The following is a 16,075-nucleotide window of genomic DNA, read 5'->3' as shown; positions in this document are numbered from 1 at the left end:
GGCATCTGCGACTCTCATTATTTCAGATTATCTGCGAAGGTCTTTTTAAACTTCGCCAATTTAGGCCCCACCACCATATTGCAATAAGTGTTTTGCGGATTGTTATTGAAGTAATCCTGGTGGTAATCCTCAGCTTGCCAATAGTTCGTCAGCGCAACGACTTCGGTCACAACTGGGTCTGGCCAAATACCTTGCTCTTCAATTTCTGCAATGATGGCATTCGCTTGTGCCTGTTGGTCTGCATCATGATAGAAAACAGCGCTTCTGTATTGAGTCCCGATGTCGTTGCCCTGTCGGTTTAGCTGCGTCGGATCATGCATAGCGAAAAATATTTCCAACAAACTACGGTAGCTGATCACGTCTTCATCGAATGTAACTTGAATGACTTCGGCATGCCCAGTATTTCCCTCACACACTTGTTCATAGGTTGGGTTTTCTACCGAGCCACCGGCATACCCTGAGTAGGCGATTTCCACGCCCTTTATTTGGTTAAATGCTGATTCTAGACACCAAAAACAGCCGCCAGCAAATGTGGCTTTGTTCAAATTGCTCATTGAAAACTCTCCTGTAGAATGTGTTTAAAGTATGCGTTTTCGAATTAAAATCAAGTCATCCGCTTAGGCTTTTTGACCGTATACCTTCATATTCACTTTCAAACTGATAAGCATTATGCAATTCACTATTTTCTATGACGGGCTTTGCCCATTGTGTATGGCTGAGATGCGTCAGCTTATGCGGCGCAATGACGCGAATAAGTTGGCATTTGAAGATATCAATGCACCTGAGTTTGTACAAAAGTACCCAGACCTATCCAAGCAAACACTGAATGCTAGGATACACGGACGGTGGGATGATGGGCGCATGTTAACGGGTTTAGATGTGACCTACACCGCGTGGTCATTGGTGGGTAAAGGTTGGTTATACGCGCCCTTGCGTTGGCCGTTGATCCGCTATGTGGCAGACCACTGTTACCTGCTCTTTGCGCGGCATCGATATAAAATATCGTATTGGTTGACTGGCCAATCACGGTGTGAGAACGGCTATTGTGGATCCCAGTCAGGTAATGTACCTAAATGAGTGATTCACAGGCTAAACGTTTACTCATCATTGGTGGTTCCTCAGCGATCGCTCAGGCACTTATTTCTACTCACGTGAAGATGAATGATTGGTGTGAAATTGCAATTGTATCGCGCTCTCCGGCGCCTCAAGCTTTCTCAGATATTAATCAAAATGTGGCATGGCATACGGTCTCAGAATATTCAGAAGAAGAAATTCAGTCACTGGTGCAACAATGGAAGTCGGCTAATCGTCGATTCAACCGGGTTATCAGTACAATAGGCCTGTTACACGATGACAAAAAACAGCCTGAAAAGAAACTCGAAGAACTAAATCTTTCATCGTTTATGCACGTGATGCAAGTTAACGCGGGAGTTAACGCGATATGGTTAAGTCATGCGGCGAATATAGTGGATCGTCAGCATTGTCAGTGGGTCGTCTTTAGTGCTCGGGTGGGTAGCATTAGTGATAACCGATTAGGCGGTTGGTATAGTTACCGAGCATCTAAAGCAGCACTCAATATGTTGATGAAAACAGCTAGTGTTGAGTTCAAGCGTCGATTCAAAAATGCCTCATTAGTATGCTATCACCCGGGCACTGTAGATTCTCCGCTATCGGCTCCCTTTCAGACCAATGTTGCACCAGACAAACTTTTCACCCCAGCGTTCACGGCAAACAGGTTAGTAGAGATATTGGCAGGGCTTTCAAACGATGAAAATCTTCATTATGTTGATTGGGATGGTCAATCGATCACTTGGTAATAACGCAATTATTGCGACCCTTTCATGATGTAGGTCAAATATTATTGATAATTATTCGCATTTGGAGTGTGTGTTCGATACTATAGCGTCAACTTTTGAAAGCCTAGTGGTGTTGCCGTGACCGTATGGGATCTAACTAAAAAATCAAGCGCACAGATTCGCGGTGTAAATGCCTCCGCTAGTCCTAGTTTGGCTCAACGCCTAGCAGAAATGGGGTTTGTTGAAGGGCAAGTGGTTAAATGTATGAAACGCACACCGTTTAATGGTCCTCTGGTTATCCAAGTTCAAGACTGCGTCTATTCAGTCGACAAATCTCTCGCTCAGCAAATCGAAATAGCGCCTCATTAATCTCATTCATCTCGCAAGGTTGTATCGGTAGTTTTTACATGCAAAAAATCATTCTTGTTGGCAAACCTAACTCAGGCAAGAGTTTGCTGTTTAATCAATTGACCGGTTTAAGACAAAAGGTCGCTAATTTTCCCGGCGTAACTGTTGAACTGAAATCAGGCACCTTTGCCGACTATGAGCTAGTAGATTTTCCCGGCACCTATTCACTGCAACCGATTTCTGAAGACGAAAGGATCGCCGTCGCACAGTTGATGCAGGCGGTTGAGTCAGACCAAACTTGCTTGATTGTATGTAATCTCGACGCCACTAAATTTGAACGTAGTTTAGTGTTTGCCTTGCAGGTTCAGGCGCTGGCAAAAAAACACAACAAAGGGTGTGTGTTTGCACTGAATATGATGGATGAGGTCGCGCGACTTGGATATGACTACGATACGGAGTTATTGTCAGCGCAGTTGGGCTCTCCCATTTATGCAATATCAGCTAAAACCTTGTTAGGTATCAGTGAGTTTACTGACGCTTTAAAGCGTTATGCTCAAGGGGACGTATCTGCACAGGTCAATGACACCGTTATTCAACAGTTACCTCCTGTGCAGGGGGCTAAGCAATTAGCAAAAACATTCGGTATTTCACAAGAGCTGGTACTTAAACAGCAAAACAGTCTGGACACGTGGCTACTAAACAGTGTGTTTGGGATAGTCGCGTTCGTCGCGATTATGTTCTTTTTGTTTCAGAGTATTTTCACCTGGGCTGCTCCACTAATGGATGGGGTTGAAGCCGCGATTGCGACCCTTGCACAGTGGTCGACCCAGACGCTACCGCAAGGCGCAGTGAACGACTTTATCAATGACGCATTGTTTGGCGGTGTCGGCGCTTTCTTAGTTTTTGTTCCCCAGATAATGGTGTTGACCCTGATCATCGGCATCCTAGAAGACAGTGGTTATTTAGCCAGAGCCGCGCTGATTTGTCATAAACCATTAAGTATCTTTGGATTATCAGGTCGAAGCTTTATTCCGTATTTGTCTGGCCATGCGTGCGCTATACCCGCCATCATGGCGGCGAGAACCATTGAATCACCACGAAAGCGTTTGATCACGATGATGACCGTACCGCTTATGTCATGTTCTGCGCGTTTGCCAGTATATGCGCTGTTGATAGCGGTGTTTGTGCCTGACAGACAAATACTCGGCGGGTGGGTCAACCTGCAAGGCGCCATCTTTTTTGTGCTGTATCTAGGCGGTATGCTGACTGCGCTTATTGTCAGTAAAGTATTGGATATGTATGTCAGTGATGAATCAAGCAAAACGGATTTGCCTTTCATCCTTGAACTACCAACTTATCGTTTACCGCATTGGCGACCTTTACTGTACAAAACCGTTAATAGCGGTGTGTATTTTATTAAGCGAGCAGCGCCGGTCATTTTTACCGTATCAGTTGTGTTGTGGGGGTTAGGATATTTCCCTGCGAACGGTGATTTGCAAGCATCGTATTTGGCCAGTATCGGGCGTTTTATTGAGCCTGTTTTTGAGCCTCTTGGCGTAGATTGGCGATATGGCGTTGCGATTTTAGTCTCTTTCCTTGCGCGAGAAGTCTTTGTTGGCGTTCTTGGCACACTATTCAGTATTGAAAATGCAGAGGAAAACATGGAAGGGCTGGCGGCAATGATTCAGGCCGATGGCTTTACATTGGCGTCAGGCATAGCCTTGTTGGCTTTCTATGTGATCGCGCTTCAGTGTGTTGCAACCGTTGCTACTCTAAAAGGTGAAACGGCTAAAAATCGTTACTCGTGGGGTGTTTTTGTTGCGTACGGATTGCTTGCCTATGTGGTGTCAGCAACGCTTTATGCAACTCTGAGTTAAATCTTTGGAAGCAAGGCGACTCAGTAAAGTTTGTATGAATATAGTAGTCAGAGAAGTATCTCAGTACTTTAGTCATGCACGTTATAATCTAGCAAGGTTGATATCTGCTTGTTTGAAAATCGCCAGATTTACGGTGTAAATAATATGCACCAAGTTGAAAATAGTTGTTTGTCCTAAGTACTCCGCTCATCAAAGTCTTTGTCTATGCAGTTCGTTAATCTGCTGTTAACATAACCCACACTTATGCCCTTATATCGGTTCTAAAAAGGGCACGATAACAATAATAACTATTAGGGAAGGATCTTATGGCCGCTTCAAGAGAAGAGTTTGGCTCGCGCTTAGGTTTTATCCTCGCTGCGGCAGGCTCTGCAGTGGGTATCGGTAATTTAGTTGGTTTTCCAGTCGGTGCTGCCAAAAATGGTGGTGGTGCTTTCTTGCTGATGTATGCATTGTTTGTATTTTTGATTTGTTTACCAGTAATGCTGGCCGAAATGTCGGTAGGTCGAAATGCTGGTAAAGATCCACTTGGTGCATACAGCAAGCTTACCGGTGGCTCCACACCTTGGAAAATAGCCGGGTGGCTATCCATTATCACGCCCTTTATGATTGCGGTGTTTTACTTAGTCATTACGGTGTGGATTTTCGGGTATTTATTTGAGTCAGCTACCGGAAACCTTGTTCAATTAGCAGACCCAACTACCTTTGGACTGTTTATTAACAGTCAGTCTATCTTCATTTATATGGCTGTAGTGCTGGGCATTGTTTACCTGATTTTACAAGGCGGGGTTAAAGAGGGTATTGAAAAGGCTGCAAAGCTAATGATGCCAGCTTTATTTGTCATGCTTTTAGCGTTAGTTATCTTCGTACTTACGCGTGATAACGCCATGGAAGGTGTTAAGTATTATCTAATCCCCGATTTCAGTAAAATCAATGCGTCGGTTATCAATGGAGCCCTTTCTCAGGCGTTCTTCTCATTGTCACTGGGTATGGGGATTATGATCACCTACGGTAGCTATATTAACCGTCGCGCGGACATCCCAGGTTCAGCCAAGTTAGTTGCCTTGACCGATACGGCAGTTGCTTTTGTTGCCGGGTTGATGATTTTACCAGCCATTTTCTCGTTTAATCCAAATGTGGATCCGACCGAGTTGAGTGAATCTTCAATCAGTATGATTTTCACCTTCTTGCCGAAAATCTTCTTAGCGTTGCAAGCGTCTTTGGGATATCTAGGTGCTAGTATCGTCGCGAGCATATTCTTCCTATTGGTTTTCTTTGCCGCAATAACCTCTATCGTATCTATTTTTGAAGTTCCGGTAGCGGCATTAATGGATGAAAAAGGCGTGTCACGGAAATCGGCATTGGGCATTTTAGGTGTATTGCTAGCAATACTTGCCGTGTTATGTGCGCTGTCGTTTGGAATGGTGCCATTCTTTACTGAGTTTACGACTTATGCCTCTGCGCAAAAGTCATTCTTTGATGTGATTTACGATGTCTTCTATGACACGATTTTGCCGCTAAATGGTCTACTGATTTGTATTTTTGTTATCTATCGTTGGAAGAAACAAAACTTTAACGCCGAACTTGATGAGGGGGCGCCTTCTTACAAAGGGTCGTTTTTTGAGCGTTACGTTGACTTGTCAGTAGGTACTTTTATTCCCGTTATCTTGTTGGTCATCTTTGTTAATACGGTGGCTGTTAAGTATTTCGGTATTTCGTTATTCAGCTAACATCTCATAGGGGCTTTCATAGCGAAGTGAAAGCCCCAAACGTTTAAACGTTCTCGCAGCATCAATAACTTTATTGTCTATTTCATCAACAGATGACGCCGCTAAAAAGGCCGGAGGGCTAATGCTCAGTTGCGCTGCCGCCCAAGTATAATAGTCTTCGCGAGTTGGGTGTTTAGGGCTAGCAAGTAAAAACGTACCATCTTTCAAAGGCCCTTTGCTCACCAATATCAGCAATGCTTCAATCACGTCTCTTTTATGGATCAGGTTCACGGGTCTTGTTGGCGCAGACAATGTGCCTTTTTTACTCAGCGTTCTGACGGGATGACGCTCACGATCGACTAATCCAGCACAGCGCACAATCGAGTATTTGTCTGGCATTACTGTTCGCAAGTAGTTTTCAATAAGCACATGCGCTTTACCTGAGTCAGTCGTTGGCTGTACCAGCGTGTCTTCATTGACGCTTCCCGCTTGATTGCCATATACCGATGTGGTGCTAACAAATATTACGTGCTTTGTGTTGGAGGCGACCGCATGGTCCATCATTGCATATACGGCTTTTACATACTGTTCAAAATTTGCATTTCGGCGCCCAGCTGCAATACAGATGATCCAGGTGTCGCAGGTTTTTAATGTGTTGATACTCTGAGTTTGTGGGGTGTAAATGTCCAAGGGAACAGGGTCAATGCCGGCTTCACTCAGTTGAGACAGTTTGTTTTCGGCGCGGGACGTTCCGCATACCGGATAACCACACTGAAGTAATTGCTTTGCCAGTGGAAATCCCAACCAGCCGCAGCCTATTACCGCAACTTGTGTATCAGAATTAGTCATGTACTATCGCCCAATAAAAACCCCGCAGATGCGGGGTATTCTATAGCGTTAGCGTTTGATTTACATTTTAAAACGAGGGTTCTCGATATCTAACATATCAAGAGTCGACAGCGCATCAACACTGCTGGCTAATTTGCTCTCAGCAACATCAGCGGTGCTTAACGTCATACACAGTTGATCCGCTTTGTGCTCAAGTTCTTCAGTATTGAATTCGACACGCTGTTCAATGCGTTCTCCGAAATTTTCCATGCGGCTTTCAAAAGCTGACATATCACCGCCACTCATAACCATTTCTGTGCCAACGGCGACTAATATGCGGCCAATAGAGCGCTCAACCATATCTTCAATTTGCTCTTCTAGCTCTGACTCCCATGTTGGGTTTACCCATGAGCCGTCTTCGCTATCTGATGATTTCATGTGAAAACTGCCATCAGCGGCATAGAATTGATCGTTAACCTTAACATGTAAGGTTGCAAAGAAGTCTTCAAAATCAACCACTAGCGGATCGTCATACCCAAGTAATTCGCCAAACGCTTCCGTTACAGCTACGCTTGCGACCTCTAGCGCATCGATAGCAATCTCTGCGGTTTGCGGAATAGACTCTGTGATGGCGCTATAGTATTGCTGAGCAGCGTTCGATTGAGCGCTATCCAGTGATAAGTACTCACCATTAATACTGACTTCACCATCGGCTGTGAAGTTCGCAATATCGCCGTTCTTCAGCGTGATAGACAAAATATCTTCTTTGAATTGTAATTCACCTTCAAAATTAATATTGCAGCTATCTGAAAAATTAGAGTGGGCGAAAACCGGCGCACTAGTAGCCAATGCCATTGAGATTGCTGTCGCAGTAAAAATTTTACGCATGTTGCTCATTGTTTATGTCCTTCCTTACATGTTGTACCTAAGCAACTATTCATTTCTTAGGCCAACTTAAGAAATCCAATAAAAACAATAACATACGCTGGAGGTGTATAATTTGTTGTTTAAATAATCATTATCTTGTAGTAACAAAAGCTATAACTTAGTCAATTTGACCAAGGTCAATAAATCAGCGAAAAATACCTTTGCTGCCATACCAAAGGCTATTCAGTTGAGGCATAATGCGCGCAATCTAATTTAAAGGTAAATGAGCATGGCTGATTGGTTAAATGCAGTGCTGTTTGGAATAGCACTTATTGCGTTGGTGCTGGGATTGAGCAGCATCATCATGGGCTTTCTTTCTGATAAAACGGGCGCCGAAGCCCTCAAAGAGCGTATCGAGTACGGTTACCTTGGTGTGTCCGGCGTCGCTATCTTTGGTTTGTTAGGGTATCTACTACTCTAGTCCCTTACCTGCATCACGTTATCGCGTTGATAGGCTTTTAACCCGAATTGGGGAAGCATCGCGATAGCGTGGTCAAAAATATCTGCTTGAATGCCTTCGTAGGCAACCCAATCTTTGTTCGCGCTGAAACAATAAATTTCTAATGGAAGACCCACTTCGGTCGGTGCAAGCTGTCTTACCATCATGGTCATATCTTTATTGATGTCAGGGTGGTTAGCGATATAGCTGCGCAAATACGCACGAAAGGTTCCTAGGTTAGTTAACCGGCGGCTATTCAGTACATCCTGTTCATCGATTTGTTTGTCTTGATGGTAAGTTTTTAGAGCGTTTACTTTGTCAGCAATATAATCTTTGATAAAGCGAATATTAGCGAATGAATGCAGCATTTGCTCATCACAGAATTTAACGCTACGCAGGTCGATATTAATTGAGCGTTTTATTCTTCGTCCACCTGATTCGCTCATGCCGCGCCAGTTTTTAACCGCTTCTGTAGTGAGTGAATAGGTCGGCAGCGTCGATATAGTTTTGTCCCAGTTTTGGACTTTTACGTTGGTAAGGCCAATCATCAAGATCTCACCGTCGACATCATATTTGGGCATTGCTATCCAATCGCCAGTATTAAACATGCGATTCGCTGCGATTTGTATACCGGCAACAAAGCCAAGAATGGTATCGCGGAATATTAACAATAAAACGGCCGCTATCGCGGTCATGCCGGAGAGCAAAATGATCGGGCTCTTGTCGATCAGCAAGCTGATCACCAATATTCCTACGATCATGGTGAAGAGCAGTTTGGCAACCTGAATAAATCCAGTGATCGGGGCTCGCTTAGCCAAGGATGAAGCGTTATAGATGTCCTCTATGGTATTCAGTAGTGCACTGATGATCAGTAAGGATGTGACGGACAAATACAGCATAGAAAGCTTTTCAATTATTGCGAGCATCCGTGAGTCTTCAGCCATCAGTAACTGCGCTACAAGGCTGATCACTATCGCCGGAACAAGGTGTCCACAGCGTCTAAAAAAGTGATGCTGATGCAATTCATCGTCCCATTCGCTTTTCGTTTTCAACACAAATCGAGTAACTTTGTCACTGACGATAAAGCGCGTTGTCCACAATGAAACAAGGGCGAAAGCAACGATAATTAAAAATGTGCTGGCAAGATATGCAGGGCTATCTATCGTCGCTGATGGAAACACCTGCTGTACATATTGCAGCAATGTATCCCTTAAATTAACGTCTTTGAGCATTCCTTAACTCCCTAAAATGTGTTTAAGCCTTTGGTCTTTGGCATGCCAAAGGTCATTAAGCCAACGCTGAAAGCGTTCCTTGAAACTGGCATTCTCAAAGTAATCACCAATCACATCATCAGTAACGGGTAACACATTAACATCAAGGATGATCCTACTCATTTGCCCGCAAAGCATTTCCAACATGGGATGGCGCTGGTTGTCAGGATATGCCAGTGAGACATCCAAAATGTTGGTGAAAAGCTCGCCCATAGCCGCCAACGTAAAGGCTATACCGCCAGCCTTTGGGGGGAGCAAATGTTGATAAGCACTTTGTTTAAATTGATGTTTTTGCGGCGTGAAGCGCGTGCCTTCGACAAAATTAATGACGGTGGTGGGCTGTGATTTGAATTTTTCACAGGACTTACGCGTCGTTTCTATATCTTTACCTTTTAAGTGCGGATATTTGGCAACATATGCCTGTGAGTAGCGTCGCATAAAGGGCATATCCAGTGCCCATGCACCCAATCCAACAAATGGCATCCAAATCAATTCCTTTTTCAGAAAAAACTTAGGCGGCGGGATGCGTTTATGTGCGAATTCAATCAGCAGAATGATATCCAGATAACTAATATGATTGGCAACAATTAAATACCAGCTTTCTTGGCTGAGTTTCCCCTCGATACGATAATCGATTGTGATTGGATTAAACAACTTGATCAAAGCGACACTGATTTTACCAAATGCCAATAAAAAAACATTCATCAACGGGTTGATAAAGCGTACGTTGAAAGAATGCGGTAACAGTAATTTAACTAAGCCAAACGCGATAATAAGACCACCGCATACGGCTAAATTAAGGATCTGTAACGGTAGATGAATAAGGAAAATAAAAGGAGCTAATACAACGCGCATAATACGACTATTCCGTCATTGAAAGGTGTTTTAATTGTTGGTCTTTTTGTGCCCAAACGCGATTGAGCCACTGTTGGAAAATGGCGCGTTGCTCCGGATCATCGAAATACCGTTGAGTGAAAATATTCTGTGTAAACAAGTCGGCGATAGGCGTAACAGTTACATTAACATTGATATCCTTCACTTTCCCGGAGACGAAATCCCAAAATGATGGAATGCCCTTGGGGTAGTGAATCGTGACATCAACTAGCTTATGTAATTGCGAACCCATAGCACTCAATACGAATGCGATACCGCCCGCTCGAGGTTTGAGTAAAAACTCGTAGGGAGAATTTTGTCGTGCGTGCTTTTGCGGTGTGATCCGCGTACCTTCAATAAAATTCATCACGCTGACAGGCTTGTGCTGAAACTTCTCACAGGCTTTGCGCGTCGTTTCTAAATCTTTACCTTTTAAATGAGGGTTTTTGGCGAGAAACGATTTGCTATATCGACGCATGAACGGGAAGTCCAATGCCCACCATGCAAGGCCCAGAAAAGGTACCCAAATAAGTTCTTTTTTGAGGAAGAATTTAAGGAAAGGTATGCGGTGGTTAAATACACGCTGCAACACCAAAATGTCGACCCAGCTTTGGTGATTCGCGATGACTAAATACCAATCTTTGCTGGATAACTCATCGATCCCTGTTACATGCCAACGCGTGCGACTAAAAATGTTTTGATTCAAACGGTTAACGCTGATCCAGTTGGTCGCACAACCATCAACAAAATGCGAAATGAAACCTTGCCAAATGGGGATCGGGATTAATTTAAGCACTGAAAAACACAATAAGGGGATGACCCAAAAAATAGTGTTGATAAAATAGAGAATTACGGACAGGCTGCCTGCAATGGTGTAGCCTAGTTGCTTAAACATTAAAAGTACCCTTCGCCGCTCATAAAAGCGCGCATTGTAAACGAAAACAGCTAAAATCCGAATAATTGTACAGATAAAAACCTAAGGAGCGCAGTATGTCATCCGTTATTTCGTGTAAAGCCGCCGTCGCATGGGAAGCTGGAAAGCCTTTATCTATCGAGACTGTTGAAGTAATGCCACCGCAGAAAGGTGAAGTGCGTATTAAAATCGTCTCTTCTGGGGTTTGTCATACTGATGCTTACACTTTGTCGGGCGACGATCCTGAGGGTAAGTTTCCGTGTATTCTGGGACATGAAGGCGGCGGTATCGTTGAATCAATTGGAGAGGGCGTGACATCTGTCGCCGTGGGCGATCATGTTATTCCACTGTATACCCCTGAGTGCGGTGAATGTAAGTTCTGTTTGTCGGGCAAAACCAATTTGTGTCAAAAAATCCGGGAAACGCAGGGGCAAGGCTTAATGCCGGACGGAACAACTCGATTCTCAGTAAATGGTAAACCTATTTATCATTACATGGGCTGCTCAACTTTCTCTGAATATACCATATTACCTGAAATTTCATTAGCCAAGATCAATCCTCAAGCGCCATTAGAAGAAGTGTGTTTGTTGGGCTGCGGTGTTACAACCGGTATGGGAGCTGTGTTAAACACTGCGAAAGTTGAGCCGGGCGCCACAGTGGCTATTTTTGGATTAGGTGGTATTGGCCTATCAGCCGTGATTGGGGCTGTTATGGCAAAAGCCTCACGGATCATTGCCATTGATATCAACGACAGTAAATTCGACTTGGCTAAGAAACTTGGGGCCACAGATGTGGTCAATCCAAAGGATTATGATAAGCCGATCCAAGAAGTGATTGTTGAGTTAACCGATGGTGGAGTCGATTACTCATTCGAGTGTATTGGAAACGTAAATGTGATGCGCAGTGCACTGGAGTGCTGTCACAAGGGATGGGGCGAGTCTGTCATTATCGGTGTTGCAGGCGCTGGGCAAGAGATTTCGACTCGACCCTTTCAGCTCGTGACTGGACGTGTATGGCGAGGTACGGCATTTGGTGGGGTGAAAGGAAGAAGTCAGCTACCGGGTATTGTTGAACAATATCTCGCGGGTGAAATCCCGCTGCATGAATTCGTAACGCATAAAATGCCGCTTGAGGATATCAATTCTGCTTTCGACTTAATGCACGAAGGTAAAAGTATTCGCAGCGTTGTTTCATTCGACTGAGAGGCTGGAGTATGAAGGTATTATCGAAGCAGCGAGTGTTTGAAGGCGAATTAATACGCTTCGAACACCCATCAAATGTAAATCACTGCACCATGACGGCAAGTGTATTTTTGCCGCCACTGGCTATACAAACTGATAAACCTAAGGCAGTACCGGTGGTCTATTGGTTATCAGGGCTCACATGCACGGACCAAAATTTTGCTCAAAAAGCGGGTGCATTTAGAGCCGCGGCAGATCTCAATATTGCGATCGTCATGCCGGATACTAGCCCAAGAGGTTACGGCGTGGCCGATGATCAAGATGGCAGCTACGACTTTGGGCTTGGCGCAGGGTTTTATCTAAACGCGACTCAGCCAACGTTTGCACTTAACTACAATATGTACGATTACGTGACTAAAGAACTACCGAAGCTGGTTGAATCGGCGTTCAATGTCACTCAGCAAAAAAGTATTTTTGGTCATTCGATGGGCGGGCATGGCGCTTTGGTCATCGGCATGCGAGAGTCTGATAAATATAAATCAATTTCTGCGTTTAGCCCGATCTGTAACCCGATTCACTGCCCGTGGGGAGAAAAGGCATTCTCTGGCTACTTAGGTGAGGATAAGTCACTCTGGAATGTTTATGATGCAACAGAGTTAGTGGCGAAACTTAAACCCACATTGCCGATCAAAATTGATCAAGGCAGTGAAGATGAATTTTTGGCAGAACAGCTGCTACCTGATCGTTTGATTCAGGCCGCGCAAGACAACGATGTTCGCTTAGAGTATTCATTACACACAGGCTATGACCATAGCTACTATTTTATTGCGACTTTTATTGACCAACATTTGGCCTTTCACGCTAAACACTTGTTTGCAGATGAGTAACGGCATTTATGAGCATTTCCATCGATAAGTTGATGAGTAAAAATGTGGTATGTGTGGATATGGACGACCGTCTTAAGGTTGTTCGCGATTTATTCATTCGACATCGTTTCCATCATCTTCTCGTGGTGAATAGCCAGAAAGAGCTAGTGGGGGTTATTTCTGATCGTGACTATTTTAAAGCCACCACCCCCACTGTAGATTTACCTGCAGCAAACTCAAAAGACTTAGCAACCCTTGATAAGCGTGTTCATCAAATCATCAAGCGCAAACTCGTGTGTATTCGCGAAGGTGACTCATTCAAACATGTGATCACAACGTTTAAACAATACAAGGTAACCTGCTTACCGGTTGTGAATGAAGAAAATAAGCCAATAGGGATTATTACCTGGCGCGATATTATCAATTGGCTATATGAAAAAGTCAGTCATACCTGAGTGATAGTTAAGCTTGATGGATGACAATAAACGCACGCAATTTTTGTTTGCCGTAGCCCGACATTTTTAAGAAATCTTGATTGCAGATCGGGATATGCTGGTACTCCAAGGGATTAGTCGATTCAGTTTCAACGTCTGGGTCATGCAAGTAAAAACAACTATCGTCGACTTGGGTTATACACACCCAATGAGGCGTTTTACTGTTGCTTAAATGATAGGTACTAATGAGGCCTACTACCGCGCGGCCTTTTGATAAAAAGTCTTTGATATCGTCCAATGTTGGCGTGGTTTCATGCAAATGAATTTGGGTATCAGCCATTTCGTCAATGAAGGTGTCTTCCACAACCGTCATAATGTGTTTCTTTTCTGTACTGCGGACGCCATCAACAAATAGTCCATGTGCATACGACACGTACACATCAACCATAAAGTTACGTCGATATGCGGAAAGCGCCAATCCATATGGGTGACAACCACCGTGTCCAGATGTCATGTAGATCGATGTAGCCTCGCGCCACAATGCGAGTTCCAACGCTTGGCTGAGTGGAATCGTGTCATCAATACTGTGCATCGCCATCATCAATGCTGACGGACCACAAGTAAACTCAGTGGTTTGGCGATACCATGGGTAGCACGGCAATAGTGGTTGTACAGCTAACTGCTTAATTGGCTTCTGCATGCGAATCGCATCGATGTTATTCGCGTAGTATTCTGCGTATACACCAAAGGGTTCGTATCCTGCACGTTTGTATAATGCAATCGCGGCGTCATTGTTTTCAGCAACTTCCAAACGCATAAACAAACGCCCCGCTTGCATAGCGGCGACTTCTAGTTCTTGCAGTAGTCGGGCCCCCAAACCAGCGCCACGACTGCGCTGGCTAATCGCGATGGAATACAAGCGTGCTAACTGAGTGCCTTTGCGCAGCAGCACCAGCCCATACCCCATTAACTGCCCATCAGCTTCTGCGACCAAAAATACACGGTTGTCTGCACCGACCCAATGCTTGAAACGTTTGGCGGATAAACGGTCAGAATCAAAAGCTTCATTTTCCAACGCAACAAGTTGCGGTACGTCAGTTTTTGTCGCCGCACGAAATGAAATATGCTGTGAAGTTGTCATGTTAACGACCACGAGACTCCAAGCGATTGGCAAATTCGCTCATGATGATGTGGTACAGTTCGCTCCCCAGATAGGCGTCTTCCACTTTTGATTCAATCGATGGGTTATCGTTGACTTCAATAACATAGACTTTGCTTTCGACTTCTTTGATGTCTACACCGTAAAGGCCTTTGCCAATCACTGCACTGGCACGAACGGCGGCATCCAATACTTTCTTAGGTACTTCAAAGGTTGGTAATGTTTCGAAGTCTCCACTGAAGAACTTTTTCGATTCATGGTTGTAGATTTGCCAATGATTCCGCGCCATAAAGTAACGGCAGGCGTAAATGGGCTTGCCGTTTAATACCCCAATGCGCCAATCATAGTCGGTGCGCAGAAATTCTTGTACCAGCACAATAGCAGAGTGCACTAACATTTGGGTTAAACGGTTTTGTAGCTCAGCGCGATTTTCGACTTTGTGCACGCCCAATGAAAAGGCACTCTCTGGCAGTTTTAGTACCATCGGATAACCGTAACGCGCTTCTAACTGCGTGCAGATATCGTCATCGCATGACGATACAAACTCGCTTAGCGGTGCGGGTACATTGCTGTAGGTAAATGCATCTTGTAAGAATACTTTGTTGCAGCAACGTAAAATGGACGTGGCGTCGTCTATTACCACCAGGCCATGCTGTTCAGCCCTGCGTGCTAGGCGGTAAGTATGATGATCAATAGCCGTGGTTTCACGAATGAACAATGCATCAAAGTTCTCGATGAGATGACTTTTGTCAGGTGTAATTAATTCGGCATGAATACCGACGCGTTGAGCGGCTTTTACAAAGCTTTGCAACGCCTTGGCGTCACTGGGCGGTGTTTTTTCGTCAGGGTTGTAGAGAATGGCCATATCCCAACGGAGTGATTTACTGCTGCGTGCTTTTTGCCAGGACGATTGTGTAAAACGACTCAATGCGTCGCGGAAATGGCTGCTGTCTTCCGGCGACAATTCACTAATACCCAAGGCGCTAACCCCTGCTATGGCAACGGAGGGTGTACGCTGGATCTCTACTTTTAAAATAGGTGCTGGAAACTGACCAAATATGTGCTTAGCCACTTTTTTAAATGCAGCATCTGGCGTTTGACCAAAATAGATCATCAACGCCCGCGTTTCGTCCAGTGCAAGACCTTTGGTATAGGCGCTACTTAGCGCTATTTGTTTTGGCTGACCGCTGGGATCAGGTTTTAAATCATTAATTGTACTGACACTGGGCAGAACTTGGTGTTTGCGTGCTTCAGCAAGCAGGGAGCAATAGTAGCCCTCACTTAAATAGCGACTGGTGTCACATAAATTAATGATCAGCATCTTAGGCTCCCCTTTTTTGGGGTAATGCGCTAAGTAGTTTCCAAAGAGTTCTATTGGGATGTCATGTGAACCGATATCAAGTTCGGAATCGGCAACGATTAAAGGCTTGGCCACTGGGTCTACTTTAGATTGAAAA

Annotated in this window: 17 protein-coding genes; 9 read left to right on the top strand and 8 right to left on the bottom strand. The window is 44.5% G+C overall.

The features are described from left to right. Positions 1–17: 17 nt before the first annotated feature. The gene (gene msrA / locus CSH93_RS16310; protein WP_100644431.1) at positions 18–554 is read right to left on the bottom strand and encodes a peptide-methionine (S)-S-oxide reductase MsrA; all 537 of its coding nucleotides are present in this window, start codon (positions 552–554) and stop codon (positions 18–20) included. Between the two features lie 115 nt (positions 555–669). Here msrA and CSH93_RS16305 point away from each other — a divergent pair, with 115 nt between their 5' ends. The 5 genes from CSH93_RS16305 (at position 670) to CSH93_RS16285 (ending at position 5,748) form a co-directional block, all read left to right on the top strand. Next, positions 670–1,077 carry a thiol-disulfide oxidoreductase DCC family protein gene (locus CSH93_RS16305; protein ID WP_100644430.1) on the top strand — a complete coding sequence of 136 codons (408 nt, stop codon included), beginning with the start codon at positions 670–672 and terminating at the stop codon, positions 1,075–1,077. Further along, a complete protein-coding gene (locus CSH93_RS16300; protein WP_100644429.1) occupies positions 1,074–1,817 on the top strand; it encodes an SDR family NAD(P)-dependent oxidoreductase in 744 nt (247 codons plus the stop codon). Before CSH93_RS16305 ends, CSH93_RS16300 begins: the two co-directional genes overlap by 4 nt. 117 nt (positions 1,818–1,934) lie before the next feature. Further along, on the top strand, positions 1,935–2,165 hold the full coding sequence (locus CSH93_RS16295; protein WP_100644428.1) for a FeoA family protein: 231 nt from the start codon (positions 1,935–1,937) through the stop codon (positions 2,163–2,165). 38 nt (positions 2,166–2,203) lie between these two features. Beyond that, positions 2,204–4,021 (top strand): ferrous iron transporter B, encoded by a 1,818-nt coding sequence (gene feoB / locus CSH93_RS16290; RefSeq protein WP_100644427.1) that lies wholly within the window; start codon positions 2,204–2,206, stop codon positions 4,019–4,021. Positions 4,022–4,326: 305 nt separating this feature from the next. Continuing rightward, on the top strand, positions 4,327–5,748 hold the full coding sequence (locus tag CSH93_RS16285) for a sodium-dependent transporter (protein WP_100644426.1): 1,422 nt from the start codon (positions 4,327–4,329) through the stop codon (positions 5,746–5,748). Here the strand turns inward: CSH93_RS16285 and CSH93_RS16280 are convergent. Together CSH93_RS16280 and CSH93_RS16275 are read right to left on the bottom strand one after the other, a co-directional pair. Further along, positions 5,737–6,576 (bottom strand): NAD(P)H-binding protein, encoded by an 840-nt coding sequence (locus tag CSH93_RS16280; protein ID WP_100644425.1) that lies wholly within the window; start codon positions 6,574–6,576, stop codon positions 5,737–5,739. The two genes, CSH93_RS16285 and CSH93_RS16280, sit on opposite strands and share 12 nt — an antisense overlap. A gap of 60 nt (positions 6,577–6,636) precedes the next feature. Then, positions 6,637–7,443, bottom strand: a complete 807-nt coding sequence (locus tag CSH93_RS16275) for a DUF2884 family protein (protein ID WP_164078398.1) — start codon at positions 7,441–7,443, stop codon at positions 6,637–6,639. 268 nt (positions 7,444–7,711) lie between these two features. On the opposite strand from CSH93_RS16275, the gene CSH93_RS16270 reads away from it, so the two are divergent. Further along, entirely contained in the window at positions 7,712–7,903 is a 192-nt protein-coding gene (locus tag CSH93_RS16270) for a hypothetical protein (RefSeq protein ID WP_100644423.1), read from the top strand. Here the strand turns inward: CSH93_RS16270 and CSH93_RS16265 are convergent. The 3 genes from CSH93_RS16265 to CSH93_RS16255 are packed head-to-tail and all read right to left on the bottom strand — an operon-like array spanning position 7,900 to position 10,960. Next, positions 7,900–9,153, bottom strand: a complete 1,254-nt coding sequence (locus CSH93_RS16265; protein WP_100644422.1) for a mechanosensitive ion channel family protein — start codon at positions 9,151–9,153, stop codon at positions 7,900–7,902. The genes CSH93_RS16270 and CSH93_RS16265 overlap by 4 nt on opposite strands. Positions 9,154–9,156: 3 nt before the next feature. Further along, entirely contained in the window at positions 9,157–10,050 is an 894-nt protein-coding gene (locus tag CSH93_RS16260; RefSeq protein WP_100644421.1) for an acyltransferase, read from the bottom strand. Between the two features lie 4 nt (positions 10,051–10,054). Further along, positions 10,055–10,960, bottom strand: a complete 906-nt coding sequence (locus CSH93_RS16255; RefSeq protein WP_100644420.1) for an acyltransferase — start codon at positions 10,958–10,960, stop codon at positions 10,055–10,057. A gap of 95 nt (positions 10,961–11,055) precedes the next feature. On the opposite strand from CSH93_RS16255, the gene CSH93_RS16250 reads away from it, so the two are divergent. Genes CSH93_RS16250 through CSH93_RS16240 form a run of 3 tightly spaced genes read left to right on the top strand, consistent with a single transcriptional unit; the run spans position 11,056 to position 13,480 of the window. Continuing rightward, on the top strand, positions 11,056–12,180 hold the full coding sequence (locus CSH93_RS16250) for an S-(hydroxymethyl)glutathione dehydrogenase/class III alcohol dehydrogenase (RefSeq protein ID WP_100644419.1): 1,125 nt from the start codon (positions 11,056–11,058) through the stop codon (positions 12,178–12,180). A gap of 11 nt (positions 12,181–12,191) precedes the next feature. Further along, positions 12,192–13,046 carry an S-formylglutathione hydrolase gene (gene fghA / locus CSH93_RS16245; protein ID WP_100644418.1) on the top strand — a complete coding sequence of 285 codons (855 nt, stop codon included), beginning with the start codon at positions 12,192–12,194 and terminating at the stop codon, positions 13,044–13,046. A gap of 8 nt (positions 13,047–13,054) precedes the next feature. Next, positions 13,055–13,480, top strand: coding sequence for a CBS domain-containing protein (locus CSH93_RS16240; RefSeq protein WP_240615633.1), 426 nt, complete (start codon positions 13,055–13,057; stop codon positions 13,478–13,480). Positions 13,481–13,487: 7 nt separating this feature from the next. On the opposite strand, the gene CSH93_RS16235 is transcribed toward CSH93_RS16240, so the two are convergent. After that, positions 13,488–14,600 carry a GNAT family N-acetyltransferase/peptidase C39 family protein gene (locus CSH93_RS16235; RefSeq protein ID WP_100644417.1) on the bottom strand — a complete coding sequence of 371 codons (1,113 nt, stop codon included), beginning with the start codon at positions 14,598–14,600 and terminating at the stop codon, positions 13,488–13,490. A 1-nt stretch (position 14,601) separates the two neighbouring features. Beyond that, positions 14,602–16,053, bottom strand: a complete 1,452-nt coding sequence (locus tag CSH93_RS16230; RefSeq protein WP_100644416.1) for a RimK family protein — start codon at positions 16,051–16,053, stop codon at positions 14,602–14,604. Between the last annotated feature and the right edge of the window lie 22 nt (positions 16,054–16,075).

It is taken from the genome of Neoalteromonas facilis (assembly GCF_002807665.1).
Taxonomy (GTDB): Bacteria; Pseudomonadota; Gammaproteobacteria; order Enterobacterales; family Alteromonadaceae; genus Alteromonas_E; species Alteromonas_E facilis.
This window is presented reverse-complemented; position numbering and strand designations above follow the sequence as displayed.